This is a genomic window from Amycolatopsis sp. NPDC051061 (assembly GCF_040682935.1).
GTDB lineage: Bacteria > Actinomycetota > Actinomycetes > Mycobacteriales > Pseudonocardiaceae > Amycolatopsis.
In genome coordinates, this window is the sequence record NZ_JBFBBZ010000060.1 from 1 (window position 1) to 12,903 (window position 12,903).

General features: G+C 70.5%; 14 protein-coding genes. 5 read left to right on the forward strand and 9 right to left on the reverse strand.

Features of this window, described 5'->3' with window-relative positions; genetic code table 11:
* Positions 1-183: 183 nt before the first annotated feature.
* Positions 184-1,158, reverse strand: coding sequence for a bile acid:sodium symporter family protein (locus AB0N03_RS44965; protein WP_364386320.1), 975 nt, complete (start codon positions 1,156-1,158; stop codon positions 184-186).
* A gap of 95 nt (positions 1,159-1,253) precedes the next feature.
* On the opposite strand from AB0N03_RS44965, the gene AB0N03_RS44970 reads away from it, so the two are divergent.
* The gene (locus AB0N03_RS44970; RefSeq protein ID WP_364386322.1) at positions 1,254-2,087 is read left to right on the forward strand and encodes a LysR substrate-binding domain-containing protein; all 834 of its coding nucleotides are present in this window, start codon (positions 1,254-1,256) and stop codon (positions 2,085-2,087) included.
* Here the strand turns inward: AB0N03_RS44970 and shbA are convergent.
* On the reverse strand, positions 2,084-2,680 hold the full coding sequence (shbA, locus tag AB0N03_RS44975) for an RNA polymerase sigma factor ShbA (protein ID WP_364386424.1): 597 nt from the start codon (positions 2,678-2,680) through the stop codon (positions 2,084-2,086). The two genes, AB0N03_RS44970 and shbA, sit on opposite strands and share 4 nt — an antisense overlap.
* A 146-nt stretch (positions 2,681-2,826) precedes the next feature.
* Positions 2,827-3,315: a sigma-70 family RNA polymerase sigma factor gene (locus AB0N03_RS44980; RefSeq protein ID WP_364386324.1), complete on the reverse strand. Its 489-nt coding sequence runs from the start codon at positions 3,313-3,315 to the stop codon at positions 2,827-2,829.
* A 159-nt stretch (positions 3,316-3,474) separates the two neighbouring features.
* On the opposite strand from AB0N03_RS44980, the gene AB0N03_RS44985 reads away from it, so the two are divergent.
* Positions 3,475-4,107: an endonuclease gene (locus tag AB0N03_RS44985; RefSeq protein ID WP_364386326.1), complete on the forward strand. Its 633-nt coding sequence runs from the start codon at positions 3,475-3,477 to the stop codon at positions 4,105-4,107.
* Between the two features lie 193 nt (positions 4,108-4,300).
* Positions 4,301-4,564, forward strand: a complete 264-nt coding sequence (locus AB0N03_RS44990) for a WhiB family transcriptional regulator (protein WP_364386328.1) — start codon at positions 4,301-4,303, stop codon at positions 4,562-4,564.
* Between the two features lie 206 nt (positions 4,565-4,770).
* Here the strand turns inward: AB0N03_RS44990 and AB0N03_RS44995 are convergent, their stop codons facing one another.
* Positions 4,771-5,757: an RNA polymerase subunit sigma-70 gene (locus tag AB0N03_RS44995; protein ID WP_364386330.1), complete on the reverse strand. Its 987-nt coding sequence runs from the start codon at positions 5,755-5,757 to the stop codon at positions 4,771-4,773.
* Between the two features lie 175 nt (positions 5,758-5,932).
* Between AB0N03_RS44995 and AB0N03_RS45000 the strand changes: the two genes are divergently transcribed.
* Together AB0N03_RS45000 and AB0N03_RS45005 are read left to right on the forward strand one after the other, a co-directional pair.
* Positions 5,933-6,673 (forward strand): SDR family NAD(P)-dependent oxidoreductase, encoded by a 741-nt coding sequence (locus AB0N03_RS45000; protein ID WP_364386332.1) that lies wholly within the window; start codon positions 5,933-5,935, stop codon positions 6,671-6,673.
* Positions 6,674-6,871: 198 nt separating this feature from the next.
* On the forward strand, positions 6,872-8,071 hold the full coding sequence (locus AB0N03_RS45005) for an LCP family protein (RefSeq protein WP_364386334.1): 1,200 nt from the start codon (positions 6,872-6,874) through the stop codon (positions 8,069-8,071).
* A 4-nt stretch (positions 8,072-8,075) separates the two neighbouring features.
* Here AB0N03_RS45005 and AB0N03_RS45010 read toward each other — a convergent pair whose 3' ends face one another.
* The 5 genes from AB0N03_RS45010 to AB0N03_RS45030 are packed head-to-tail and all read right to left on the reverse strand — an operon-like array spanning position 8,076 to position 12,838.
* Positions 8,076-9,266, reverse strand: a complete 1,191-nt coding sequence (locus tag AB0N03_RS45010) for an acyl-CoA dehydrogenase family protein (protein ID WP_364386336.1) — start codon at positions 9,264-9,266, stop codon at positions 8,076-8,078.
* A gap of 1 nt (position 9,267) precedes the next feature.
* Entirely contained in the window at positions 9,268-10,179 is a 912-nt protein-coding gene (locus tag AB0N03_RS45015) for a 3-hydroxyacyl-CoA dehydrogenase NAD-binding domain-containing protein (RefSeq protein ID WP_364386338.1), read from the reverse strand.
* Positions 10,176-10,922, reverse strand: a complete 747-nt coding sequence (locus AB0N03_RS45020) for an acetoacetate decarboxylase (RefSeq protein ID WP_364386340.1) — start codon at positions 10,920-10,922, stop codon at positions 10,176-10,178. The genes AB0N03_RS45015 and AB0N03_RS45020 overlap by 4 nt, the downstream gene beginning before the upstream one ends.
* A 1-nt stretch (position 10,923) precedes the next feature.
* Positions 10,924-11,670, reverse strand: a complete 747-nt coding sequence (locus AB0N03_RS45025; RefSeq protein WP_364386342.1) for a crotonase/enoyl-CoA hydratase family protein — start codon at positions 11,668-11,670, stop codon at positions 10,924-10,926.
* Between the two features lie 13 nt (positions 11,671-11,683).
* On the reverse strand, positions 11,684-12,838 hold the full coding sequence (locus AB0N03_RS45030) for a CoA transferase (protein ID WP_364386344.1): 1,155 nt from the start codon (positions 12,836-12,838) through the stop codon (positions 11,684-11,686).
* Positions 12,839-12,903: the final 65 nt, after the last annotated feature.

Consider the following 12,903-nt stretch of genomic DNA (forward strand, 5'->3'; position numbering starts at 1 on the left):
TGGTGTTCCCTAGACAAGAACAATCATCCCAGGTCAGAGGGCATCTGCGCGTCTACGACATACCACCGGCCAGCACATTCACCGGTGGATCCAGGTCGTGATGTGGTACAGAACCTTGGCCATGGTGGCGCCTTCCGTAGGAGTCACCACGTACCGACGGGAGCGGCCCGGAGAACTCATCGGTCAAGCCGGGACGAGCTCCGGTGAAGCCGTAAGCGCGTACCGGCGGGCCAGCGTCGCGCACACGATGAGCTGGATCTGGTGGAACAGCATCAGCGGCAGCACGATCAGCCCCACCTGTGCGTGCCCGAACAGCACCGTCGCCATCGGCAACCCGCTCGCCAGGCTCTTCTTGGACCCGCAGAACACGATCGTGATCCGGTCGGCGCGGGCGAAGCCCAGCAGCCGGGCGCCCCAGCCCGTCGCGCCCAGCACCGCCGCGAGCAGCACGCAGCAAACCGCGACCAGCACGAGCAGGTGGCCGACGTCCAGCCGGTGCCAGATGCCTTCGACCATGCCCGCGCTGAAGGCCGTGTAGACGACCAGCAGGATCGACCCGCGGTCGAACAGCTTGAGCGGCGCCGAATTCCGCGTGATCCACTCGCCGATCCAGCGCCGCGCGAGCTGGCCCGCGACGAACGGCGCGAGCAGCTGCAGCACGATCCCGAGCACGGCCGAACCGTCGACGCCGGCGCCGTCCCCCGACAGCAGCAGCGCCACCAGCAGCGGCGTCAGCACGATCCCGGCCAGGTTGGACAGCGACGCGCTGCAGATGGCGGCCGCGACGTTGCCGCGGGCGATCGAGGTGAACGCGATCGACGACTGCACGGTCGAGGGCAGCACGGCCAGGAACAGCACCCCGGCGGCGAGCTGGGCGGGCAGCACCGACGGCGGCAGCAGGAACAGCGCCAGGCCGAGCAGCGGGAACAGGACGAACGTCGCGGCCAGCACGACCGCGTGCAGCCGCCAGTGCCGCAGCCCCTCCAGCGCCTCCTGGGTAGACAGCCGGGCGCCGTACAGGAAGAACAGCAGCCCGACGGCGATCGTGGTGGCGGTGCTGAAACCGTCGGCCGCGACGCCCGAGGCGGGCAGCAGCGTGGCGACCCCGACGGTGGCGAGGATGGCGACGACGAACGGGTCGGGACGAAACCGGGACATGGATCTCCTTCCACGGCAATTCTCGGCGACGCCGCGCTCTTGTGAACCCCGATGACCGGACTGACTGTCATCGCGAATCGCGATAAAGTGCCGGAGTGCTGGATCCGCGCCTGTGCCGTTCGTTCCTCGCCGTCGCCGAGACGCGCAGCTTCACCGCGGCCGCGCGGCGGCTGGGGGTCGGCCAGCCCACGGTCAGCCAGCACGTCCGGCGCCTGGAGCGCGATTCGGGCGGGTTGCTCTTCGCGCGCGACACCCACACCGTCGAGCTGACCGCGCGCGGTCAGGCGATGCTGGGGTTCGCGCAGACCGTCATCGACACCGAAGAGCGGGCGGAGCGGCACTTCCGCGGCGCCGAGCTGCGCGGCCGCGTGCGCTTCGGCGTCTCGGAGGACTTCGCGCTCGGCGAGCTGCCGGAGATCCTGCACCGGCTACGCCGCAGCCACCCGCTGGTGGACGTCGAGCTGACCGTCGAGCTGTCGGACGTCCTCGCGCAGCGGCTGCGCGCCGGTCAGCTGGACCTGGTGCTGGGCAAGCGCCGCCCGGGCACCCACCACGGGCGGCTGCTCTGGCGGGAGCCGCTGGTCTGGATCGGCTCGGCGGCGACGGTGCTGGAGCCCGGCCAGCCGGTGCCGCTCGTGCAGTACCCGATGCCGTCGATCACCCGGCAGCTCGCCGTCGAGTGCCTCGAGCGCGCCGGGCTGGAGTGGCGGGCGGCGTGCCAGACGTCGAGCCTCACCGGCCTGCGGGCCGCGGCGGCGGCCGGGCTCGGCGTCACCCTGCACGCGCGCAGCCTGGTGCCGGGTGACCTCATCGAGCTCGACGGCCTGCCCGAGCCGGGCGACATCGAGTTCATGCTGCTGGCCCGCGAAGCGATGGAAGGGCCGGCGGCGGCGTTGGAGGAGTTCGTGCTGGACCGCGTGCGGCGTTAGTCCTCTTCCCCCGTCAACAGTCTTCGCAGCCGCGCCAGCGCGCGGTGCTGGGCGACGCGGACCGCCCCGGGCGTCGAGCCCACCGCCGCGGCCGCCTCCTCCGCGGACAGCCCGACGACCACCCGCAGCACGACGATCTCGCGCTGCTTCGCCGGCAACACGTCCAGCAGCCGCGCCAGCCGTTCGTTCAGCTCGAACCGCAGGGCGCGCTGCTCCGGGCCGTCCGCTTCGGACACGCCGTCGGGGACCTCCGGGACGGGGTCGGAGCGGTTGCGGGCCGCCGCGCGGTGGGCGTCGGCGACCTTGTGCTGGGCGATGCCGTAGACGAACGCCAGGAACGGGCGGCCCTGGTCGCGGTAGGACGGCAGCGCGGTCAGCACGGCCACGCACACCTCCTGGGCAACGTCGTCGGCCGAGGCGAACGAGCGCTCGTGCCGGCCGACGCGGGCCCGGCAGTAGCGCACCACCAGCGGCCGGATGGTGGCGAGCAGGCGGGCGGTCGCGGCGCCGTCGCCGGCGATCGCGTCGGCGACCGGCTCGTCGTGGTGGCGCCAGTGCGCGGGGAACGCCTCGGGAGGCTGTGTCGCGGCTATCTCGCGGACGAGGGCGCGGCTGCGCACCCGGAGCAGGGTGCCCTCCACGTCGAGGCCGACGCGCAGCGAGTCGTGCAGCGCGGAGTTGGACTCCCGCAGCAGCTCGGTGATCGCGGGGTCCCCGTACTCGGTTGCCGGCATGGTGCTCACCCTTCCCTGTCCCGCTGGTCGCCGGGTCGTGCGGCCCGGTGGCGCCTGAGGCGTTCCCGCACGTGGCGGAGGTTGGATCGGACGGTCGCGGGGGCGATGCGCAACGCCGTCGCGATCTGTGTGGGCGTGAAGCCGTCGAGCGACCAGGCGAGGACCATCCGCTGCTGGCCGGGGAGGGACGCGAGCAGGTCGATGAGCCCGGAGTGCTGGTCGACCAGGACGGCCAGCTTCTCGTCGTCCTGCGGGTCGCCGCCCGGCGACCAGTCCGAGCGCGCGTCGTCCACCGCGTCGAGCAGCCGGCCGGCGACGCGGCGGACCCAGGCCCGCGGGTCTTCGAGGGTCGGCCACGCCTCCAGCGCGCGCAGCATCGCCTCGGCGGCGATGTCGCGGGCCAGCTCGGCCTCGAACCCGGCCTTGCACAGGAACGCCACGAGCGGGGGGAAGTCGGCGCGGAAGAACGCGTCGAAATCGTCGCCAGCGCACACGGACCCCTCACCACCCCTCGCCTCCACTGGAACAGGTGCGCTGAGGTGACCGCTACGTGTAACGATTCGATCAAGACTACTCGATAGGAGTAATGGTCTGCGCCGGATCGGTGACGACCGGTGACGAATGGGTGCGGGCATGTCGGGTACCCGATCCCGATGACCCAGCGAGACAAGGTCCGGCGCCTGCTGGCGGAGGCCGGACCGACCTACGCCGCCGAGGCCGGGATCAAGCTGGCCGATCAGCCCGCGCCGCTGTACCGGCTGCTGGTGCTGTCGGTGCTGCTCTCGACCCGGATCAAGGCGGGCATCGCCGTCGACGCGGCCCGGGAGCTGCGGGCCGCGGGGATGGGCACGGCCCGGGCGATGGCCGGTGCGACGTGGCAGGAGCGGGTGGACGCGCTCGGCCGCGCGCACTACAAGCGCTACGACGAACAGACGGCGACCGCGCTCGGCGAAGGAGCGCAGTACCTCCTCGACGAGTACAGCGGCGATCTGAGACGCGTGCGCGAGGCCGCGAACGGCGAATTCCGGACACTGGCCGGGCTCCTGAGGAAGGTGCCGAGACTCGGGCCCGTCGGGGCGGAGATCTTCGCCCGCGAAGTGCAACTGGTCTGGCCGGAGTTTCGTCCGCACCTGGACCGGAAAGCCTTGCAGGGGGCCGAAAAGCTCGGCCTGCCGAAGCAGCCGGGGCGGCTTGCGAAGCTCGTCGACCCGGACGAGCTGGCCGCCCTCGCGGCGGCTCTCGTGCGGGTCACGCTGGAGCGCGATCTCGCCGATCGGGTGACGTGATCGACATCGAGATCCCGGGAAGAAAGGCGTACTCTCAGGTGTTGCAGTCTTGGTTGCCCGGAGGGTGAGCCGGGGACCGAAGCCAAAACCCCCTTGACCGACGCGGATACGCTCGCGCGTCCGCCGCGGTGAAGTCGGTTGACGCGTCACGACAATGGGAAACAGTAGAAGCAGAGGGAGGTGAACGAAGAAAATGGAAGCCACGATGACGGGCTGGGCGGAACTCGCGGCCTGCAAGGACGAGGACCCGGAACTGTTCTTCCCGATCTCCGCGACAGGCCCCGGCGCCCGGCAGACGGCGCAGGCCAAGGCCGTGTGCGCGCGCTGCCCGGTGCGCGCCGAATGCCTCGGCTACGCGCTCGACAACGGCCTGGACCACGGTGTTTTCGGCGGGACCACCGCCGAGGACCGACGCCGGCTGGTGCGTACCGCGCCGCAGCGGCACCGAGCTGCTTGACCCGCTGCCCGGTGACCTCTTCCCGGCGGCCAGGAAGCCGAACACCGAAATCGGAAGAATTTCTTTCCGGCTGGTGTGCGCCCGGGCGGGTGATTCCCCGTGAATCACCCGCCCGGGCTTTTTTCACGTCCTTGGCGGGTGAGCGACGCACTACCGAATGCGTGCACCGGTCATCGGTGCGCGGTGCCGGCCGGGGCCACCCTCGGTCATCGTGCGTACTCGTCGTGCCAGGTTTCCGGCAGTCCCCACGCCGCCGCCGGGACGGACTCGAAGGCGGCCATTTCCGTGACCAGCCCGCGCTCGACCGTCAGCAGGGACACCCCGAACCAGCGGTACTCGTCCTCGCCCGGGCGCCGGAGCCAGGTCGCGACCGCGGGCTGGCGGTTGGCCCGCGTCGCCCGCATCCGGAACCGGCCGACGCAGTGTGGTGACGCGGGGTCGAGCGAAAGCGACAACGCCCGGACGATCGACGCCGCACTGGCGAACCACAGCTCGTACGGCGGCATGACCGCGCGGGCCTCTTCGTGCAGCAGCCGGGCGACCGCCTGCGGGTCGCCCTGTTCGTAAGCCGCGATGAACCGCTTGAGCAGCGCGGTTTCCTCGGCCGTCGGATCCCCGGCCGTCCACTCGGCACGGCGCGCGGGCAGCCGTTCACGCAGGGTCGCCCGGGCCCGTTGCAGCGCGCTGTTCGCCGCCGCGACGCTCGTCTCCAGCAGGTCCGCGGTCTCCTTGGCCGACCAGCCGAGGACGTCCCGCAGGACGAGCGTCGCCCGCTGCCGCGGCGGCAGGTACTGGACGGCGGCGAGGTAGGCGAGCTCGATGGTCTCCCGCTCGACGACGGCGGCGTCCGGCCCCGCCTCGTCCAGCAACCGGTCCGGGCAGGGCTCCAGCCACGGCAGATCGACGGCGGCGATGGGGCCGTCGGGCTCCCCGGCGGGCCCGAGCTGATCGGGCAGCACCCGCCGCGGCCGCCGAGCGAGAACGTCGAGGCAGGCGTTGGTCGCGATCCGGTACAGCCAGGTCCGCACGCTCGCCCGGCCTTCGAACCGGTCGCGGGCCTTCCAGGCGCGCAGGAAGGTCTCCTGGGCGAGGTCTTCGGCATCGCTCAGCGAGCCGAGCATCCGGTAGCAGTGCACCTGGATCTCCCGCCGGTGCCGCGCGACGACCGTCTCGAAATCCGGAGCGTGACCCACCCGGGCACGCTAGCGCACGCGAGCGGCGAGGGTCAGGTTCCGCGGCGGCCACCCCGGACGTCGCGAATGACTCATTCGCGGCTCCGGAGGTCCCGAATGAGTCATTCGCGACGTTCGCCGGACGGGAGCGGCAGGCGCCCGCACCTCGGTCACCTCCAGCTGGGAGACTGCCTCCGTGAGCGGAACGGTGCTGGTGCTGGGCGGACGCAGCGAGATCGGACTGGCCGTGGCGCAACGCCTGGCCGGCGACCACCGGCGGTTCGTCCTGGCCGCTCGCCCGGGCGCGGACCTGACCGCCGCCTCGGCGACCCTGCGCGAAGCCGGCGCCGAGACCGTCGAGACAACCGAGTTCGACGCCGACGACCTCGCCGCCCACGGCTCCTTCCTCGAGAAGGTCGCCACCGGGCACGGGCCACTGGAAGTCGTCGTGCTCGCCTTCGGCATCCTCGGCGACCAGGCTCGCGCCGAAGAAGACGCCGCCCACGCCGCCGCGATCGTCCACACCGACTACGTCGCCCAGGTCGGTCTCCTGACCCACGCCGCGAATCTGCTGCGCGCCCAAGGCCACGGCAGCCTCGTCGTGTTCTCGTCCGTCGCGGGGGTCCGTGTGCGGCGCGCCAACTACGTCTACGGCTCGGCGAAGGCCGGCCTCGACGGCTTCGCGAGCGGCCTCGCCGACGCGCTGCAAGGCTCCGGCGTCCACCTCCTGCTCGTCCGCCCCGGGTTCGTGATCGGGCGGATGACCGAAGGCATGAGCCCGGCGCCGTTCTCGAGCACCCCGGACCAGGTGGCCGACGCGACTGTCGCCGCACTGCGCAAGCGCCGCGGGGTCGTCTGGGTGCCCGGCGTACTCCGTCCGGTCTTCTTCGGGATGCGCTTGCTGCCGCGCGCGATCTGGCGCCGGCTACCGCGCTAGCTGTGGCCACGGCCACAGCACGTTTTCGTGTGCGTGCCGGTACTTTCCGTCGCGAAATCGGCCGATCGGCTCGATTCAGCTCGGCCGATCGGGCAGCGTCACAGCATTTCGACAACTTTCTCAGCTGATTCCCAGCTAACCCGGTGATCCTCGAAGGCGGGGTCGGAGGTTCACCACAGGGAAGCAAGGGGAAGTGTCGTGCTGCTGTCGTCCCGGGGGCGTCGCATCGGCGTGCGGGTCGCGCTGGGCGTCGTGTCGGCGCTCGTGCTCGGCGCCACCGGGTACGCCTGGTCGCAGCTGAGCAAACTGGACCACGGTCTCGTGACCGCCAACGTCATTTCGCCGTCGGGTCAGGTCGAGGACGAAGACACCATCCCCGGCGAACCGCTCAAGGTCGCGCAGAACGTCCTGCTCGCCGGGATCGACGCGCGCACCGACACGTACGGCAACCCGTTGCCGCAGAACGTGCTCGACGCCCTCCACGCCGGCAGCGGCGACGACGGCGGCGACACCACCGATACGATGATCGTGGTCCACATCCCGGCGGGCGGCGCCGCGGCGACGGCGATCTCGATCCCACGCGATTCCTATGTGGACATCGCGGGCGGCTACGGCAAGCACAAGATCAACTCCGCCTACAGCCGCGGCAAGAACGCCTCGATGTCCGGGCTGCGGGCCCAAGGCCTCTCCGGCGCGCAGCTGGAGGTGGCGGCGAACGAGGCCGGCGCGAAGACCGCGATCCAGACGATCGAGAAGTTCACCGGACTGACGATCAACCACTACGCGGCCATCAACCTCGCCGGTTTCGACGCGCTGTCGCAGGCCGTCGGCGGCGTCGAGGTCTGCCTCAACGCGCCGGTGCACGACAAGTACTCCGGCGCGGACTTCCCGGCCGGGACGCAGACGCTGTCCGGGGCGCAGGCACTCGCGTTCGTCCGGCAGCGCCACGGCCTGACCAGCGACCTCGACCGGATCGCGCGGCAGCAGGCGTTCCTGTCCGGGATGGCCGAAAAAGTACTGAGCGCGGGCACGTTCACCAGCGTGTCGAAGCTGTCCGCGCTGGTCGACGCGGTGCAGGGGTCCGTGGTGCTGGACCAGGGCTGGGACGTGCTGAGCTTCGCGCAGCAGCTGCGGGGGATGAGCTCGGGGGCGATCGCGTTCGCCACGATCCCGGTGCAGAGCCTGTCGCTGGCCACGCCGTCCGACGGCGACGCGGTGAAGGTCGACCCGGCGCAGGTCCAGCAGTTCGTGCGCACGGCGATCAGCACGCCCGCGGTCCAGGCCTCGGGCGACGACACCGCCGGCGGCGTCAAGCCGGTCGCCGCGACCACCACCGGCACCCCGTCTTCGAACACGAAGCAGCCGGCGACCAGTACGGCCGCCGGCTGCGTGAACTGACTTCTTACACGAACGCGCTTTGTCCCGTGATCGCCTTCCCGACGATCAGGGTGTTCATCTCGCGCGTGCCTTCGAACGAGTAGATCGCTTCGGCGTCGGCGAAGAACCGCGCGACGTCGTAGCCGAGCACGATCCCGTTGCCACCGAAGATCTCCCGGCTCCAGGCGACGACCTCCCGCATCCGCGAGGTGACGAACGCCTTCGCCAGCGACGAGTGCTCGTCCTTGAAGATCCCCGCGTCCTGCAGCCGGGCGAGCTGCACGAGCATGCCCCACGACGCGGTGATGTTGCCGAGGCTCTTCACGAGCAGGTCCTGCACCAGCTGGAACCGCGCGATCGGCCGCCCGAACTGCTTGCGCTCCTGCGAGTAGGCGAGCGCGGCTTCGTAGGCGCCGATCATCACGCCGAGCGCCTGCCACGCGACGCCGCCGCGGGTGGCGCGCAGGATCTCCGCGACGTCCCGGAAGCCGTTGATGCCCTGCAGGCGGTTCGCCTCCGGCACGCGGACGCCGGTCAGCGTGATCTCGGCGTTCTCGACGATCCGGAACGCGGTCTTGCCCTGGATCTTCTCCGGCACGAACCCCGGCGTGCCCTTCTCGACGACGAAGCCCTTGACGTGGTTGTCGTCGACGTCCCGGGCCCACACCACGACGTAGTCGGCGAAGGTCGCGTTGCCGATCCACTTCTTGGCGCCGTCGAGGATCCAGCTGTCCCCATCTCGCTTGGCCGTCGTGCGCATGCCGCCGGCGACGTCGGACCCGCCGAGCGGCTCGGTCATCGCGAACGCGCCGATCTTGTTCATCGCGGCCATCTCCGGGAGCCAGCGGTCGCGCTGCTCCTGGCTGCCACCACTGTGGATGGAGTACATCGCGAGTCCGTTGTGGACACCGAAGAACGTCGCCACCGACGCGTCGGTGCGGCTCATCTCCATCGCCATCATGCCGGTGAGCAGGTGGCTGACCGCCGGCTGGTGCTCGCCGTAGCCCTCGTAGGGCAGACCCGCGAGGCCGGACTCGCGGAACATCCCGATCAGTTCGTGCGGGAAGGTCCCGGCTTCCCAGTTTTCGTTCACCAGCGGCTTGACGTCGTTCTGCATGAACTCGCGCGCCTTGACGAGCAGCTTGCGCTCGTCGTCCGGCAGCAGCGCTTCGAAGTCGTAGAAGTCGGCGGTGAGCTTGTCCTTGAGCGGTTCCATGTCAGTTCTCCTCCACTGCGTGCAGAACGGCGAGCTGCTTGCGGTCGCGGGTCTCGGCGAGTTCCGAGTACGTGGAGGAGCCGTAAGCCTGTTCGACGGCCTCGATGAGCCGTTCCTGCTCTTCCGGGCTCTGGCTGGGGTTTCCCAGCCCGGCCCACATCTTCTTCATGGACTTGCCGATGTGCTCGGCCATGTGCCGGTAGCCGCCGGGGCCGCCACCGAGGTGCGAGCCGAGGAACGGCCCGACGGTCGCCCAGCGGATGCCGAGCGAATTCGTGATCACCGCGTCCAATTCGGACGGAGTCACGACACCTTGTTCGACGAGGTAGATCGCCTCACGGCTCAGCGCGTTCTGCAGCCGGTTGCCGACGAACCCGGGGATCTCCTTGCGCTCCACGACCGGTGTGCGGCCGAGGGAGGTGTAGAACTCGACGGCCTTTTCCACCGACTCCTCGCTGGTGCGCTCGCCGGGGACGACCTCGACCAGGGGGATCAGGTGCGGCGGGTTGAACGGGTGTCCGATGAGGACCCGGCTGCCGTCGATCTCGCCGGTGAACGCCGTCGAGGGGATGGCGCTCGAAGAGCTGAGCAGCAGCGCGTGCTTCGGGGCCTCCTGCTCCAGGGTGGCGAACAGGTCCTTTTTGAACTCGACGTTCTCGGGTCCGTTCTCCTGCACGACATCCGCGTCGCGCACGGCTTCGGTGACGTCAGCGGCGACCTGCACCCGGCTCGCCAGGTCCTCGGCCGTGGTGCCGAGGTGCGGGGCGAACGTCTTGAGGGCGTCGGCGATGGCTTCGGCGAGGTCCGGGCGCGGGTCGGTGACCCGGACGGTGAGGCCGTGGTGGGCGAACAGCGCCGTCCAGGACAGGCCGATGGTGCCCGCGCCGATCACCGCTGCGGTGGTGAACTTCATGACTGGGCTCCCTTCAGGTAGTCGAAGACCGGCTTGACCGGGGCGAGCGTCAGGTCGGTGCGGATGTGGCTCGCGGAGACGACCTCGAGCACCGGCAGGTCGGCCAGCGGGGCGAGGACGTGCTGGAACAGCTGCAGCCGCGCGGGGCCGGTGTAGGCCTCCTTGACCACGACGTCGGTGATCTCGGTGCGGACCAGCTCCTGCACGCGCGGGGCGCCGTCGTAGCCGGGGACCGTCTTGAGCATGAACGTCGGGACGGTGATCTCCTTCTCGGCCTCGCGGACGTCCAGCTCGTGGTGCTTGTAGCCCATGGTCGCGGTCGCCACCCGCAGCGTCCCGTAGTCGAGCGTGCCCACCAGAACGCCGTTGTCGACGTAGAGGTTCGGGCTGCCGACGGTCTTCGGGTACGCGCTGACCTCGCGCCCGGACGCCGTGGCCGGGAAGTTGTCGAGGTACATCGCGTGCAGGTACTCGCCGCGCTCGCCGTCGAAGCTGACCTCGATCGCTTGGCCGGACTCGGTGTACGGTCCGTAGCCGGAGACGTCGCCCATCTTCATGACCTCGAAGCGCACCAACGGTTCTTCGACCTGGAGCGGCTCCGGCACGACGGCGCGCAGGGCGTCGGCGTCGGTGCGGTAGACGATGTTCAGGTATTCGCGGTCGGTGAACCTCGGGACCACGGGCGCGAACGCCGGGGCGGTGAGGGGAGTCGTCACGTGCCTGCGGACTTCGTCGATCTTCATGTCACTCACCGGTCCATTTCGGAGCGCGGCGCTCGGCGAAGGCGGTCATGCCCTCGCGGACGTCGGCGGACTGCATCAGTTTCTTGGTCTCGTCGCGCTGCAGCGCGAACGCTTCGGCTTCCGAGCCGCGCACGATCTTCTTCACGGCGGCCAGCGCGAGCGGCGCGTTCTCCGCCAGCTTCTCGGCCAGCTGGAGGGCCACGGCGGCGGCGTCGCCGTTCGGCGTCACGCGGTTGACCAGGCCCAGCTCGCCGGCGCGACGGCCGGTGACGGGCTCTCCGGTCAGCAGGAACTCCATCGCCAGGTGGTGCGGGATCCGCTTCGGCAGCCGGAGCACGCCGCCGCCCGCGGCGATCAGGCCGCGCTTGACCTCGGGCAGGCCGAACTTGGCGTCTTCACCGGCGACGATGAGGTCGCAGCCGAGGGCGAGTTCGAACCCGCCGCCCATGGCGAACCCTTCGACGGCGGCGATCAGCGGCTTGGACAGCTCGGCTTCGGTCAGGCCGCCGAACCCACGTCCCGGGATTTCCGGGGATTCACCCTTGAGCGCGGCCTTGAGGTCCATGCCGGCGCTGAAGGTGTTCTCGGCGCCGGTCAGGACGCCCGCCCGGAGCGTGGGGTCGTTCTCCAGCTCGTCCAGGGCGGCGGCCAGCTGGGTCGCGACGGCGGCGTTGACCGCGTTGCGGGCTTGCGGCCGGTCGATCGTGATCAGCAGGGTGCTGCCGATGCGCTCGGTACGTACGTCCATCGTCTTGCTTCTTTCAGTTCAGTTCCGCGAGGACTTCGGCGGTGTCCTGGCCGGCCAGCGGGGCCAGGCGGCGGATCGAGCCGGGCGTCGCGGAGAACTTCACCGGGATGCCGACCGTGCGGATGGCGCCCTCGCTCGGGTGCTCGACGGTGTCCAGCAGGTGGCCGTCGCGGACGTAGGAGTCCTCGTGCGCCCGGTCCAGTTCCAGCACCGGCGCCATCGGGATGCTGTGCTTCGCGCAGACCTCGGCCCACTCGTCGGTGGTCAGCGCCGGGGCGCACGCCGCGATCTGCTCGGTCAGCCACTCGTTGTCGACGCGGTCGATGGCTTCGCCGTTCACGCGCGGGTCCTCGGCGAGGTCGGGGCGCTCGGCCGCGGCGAAGAAGTCACGGAAGTTCTTCGGGTTGTACGGGATCACGCAGGCGAGGCCGTCCTTGGTGCGGACCGCGGCGTGGCCCTTCGTCATCGACAGCGCGAACCCGGTGGGGCCCTCGGCCGGCTCGTAGGTGTGCCCGGCGAGGTGTTCGACCAGGGTGAACGTGAGCAGCGTGTCGGTCATCGGGATCTCGATCTGCTGGCCCTGGCCGGTCTTGTCGCGGTGGACCAGCGCGGCGAGCACGCTGTAGGCGATGGTCAGCGACGACACCTTGTCGCCGATGATCGTCGGCAGGTAGACCGGCTCGCCCAGCGCGCGGTTGGCCACGTCGACCAGGCCGGAAGAGGCCTGCACGGTCTCGTCGTAGGCGGCGTTGCCGGCGCGGTCGGAGTCGCCGCGGAAGCCTTGCGCGTGGGCGTAGACCAGCCGGGGGTTGCGCTCGGCGACGTCGGCGTAGTTCAGGCCGAGCCGGCTCAGGGCGCCGGGGCGCATGTTGGTGATCAGCACGTCGGCCGTGTCGATCAGCTTCAGCGCCTGCTCGCGCTCGGTCTCGTCCTTGAGGTTGAGGGCCACGCTGCGCTTGTTGCGGTTCACGTTGAGGTTCAGCGGGGTCATGCCCGGCGTGGTGCGGTACTGGCCCACCCGGACGGTGTCCGCGGGAGACTCGATCTTGATCACGTCGGCGCCGAGGTCGCCGAGGATCTGCGCCGCGTACGGGCCCATGACCACGGTCGAGAGGTCGATCACGCGCACGCCGTCCAGCGGGCCGGCCGCGGTGCTGATGTCCGTCATCATTCGTCCTTTCGCGCCTTGCTGTTTCGCTCTACTTACGAACGTAGGCGCGTGCGACGCGAAAG

Excerpts from the sequence above, each read along its gene's own strand:
- AB0N03_RS45030 (WP_364386344.1), bottom strand. The coding sequence starts at position 12,838 with ATGACGGACATCAGCACCGCGGCCGGCCCGCTGGACGGCGTGCGCGTG.
- AB0N03_RS44990 (WP_364386328.1), top strand. The coding sequence starts at position 4,301 with ATGGAAGCCACGATGACGGGCTGGGCGGAACTCGCGGCCTGCAAGGAC.
- AB0N03_RS45010 (WP_364386336.1), bottom strand. The coding sequence starts at position 9,266 with ATGGAACCGCTCAAGGACAAGCTCACCGCCGACTTCTACGACTTCGAA.
- AB0N03_RS45025 (WP_364386342.1), bottom strand. The coding sequence starts at position 11,670 with ATGGACGTACGTACCGAGCGCATCGGCAGCACCCTGCTGATCACGATC.
- AB0N03_RS44965 (WP_364386320.1), bottom strand. The coding sequence starts at position 1,158 with ATGTCCCGGTTTCGTCCCGACCCGTTCGTCGTCGCCATCCTCGCCACC.
- AB0N03_RS45020 (WP_364386340.1), bottom strand. The coding sequence starts at position 10,922 with ATGAAGATCGACGAAGTCCGCAGGCACGTGACGACTCCCCTCACCGCC.
- AB0N03_RS44985 (WP_364386326.1), top strand. The coding sequence starts at position 3,475 with ATGACCCAGCGAGACAAGGTCCGGCGCCTGCTGGCGGAGGCCGGACCG.
- AB0N03_RS45015 (WP_364386338.1), bottom strand. The coding sequence starts at position 10,179 with ATGAAGTTCACCACCGCAGCGGTGATCGGCGCGGGCACCATCGGCCTG.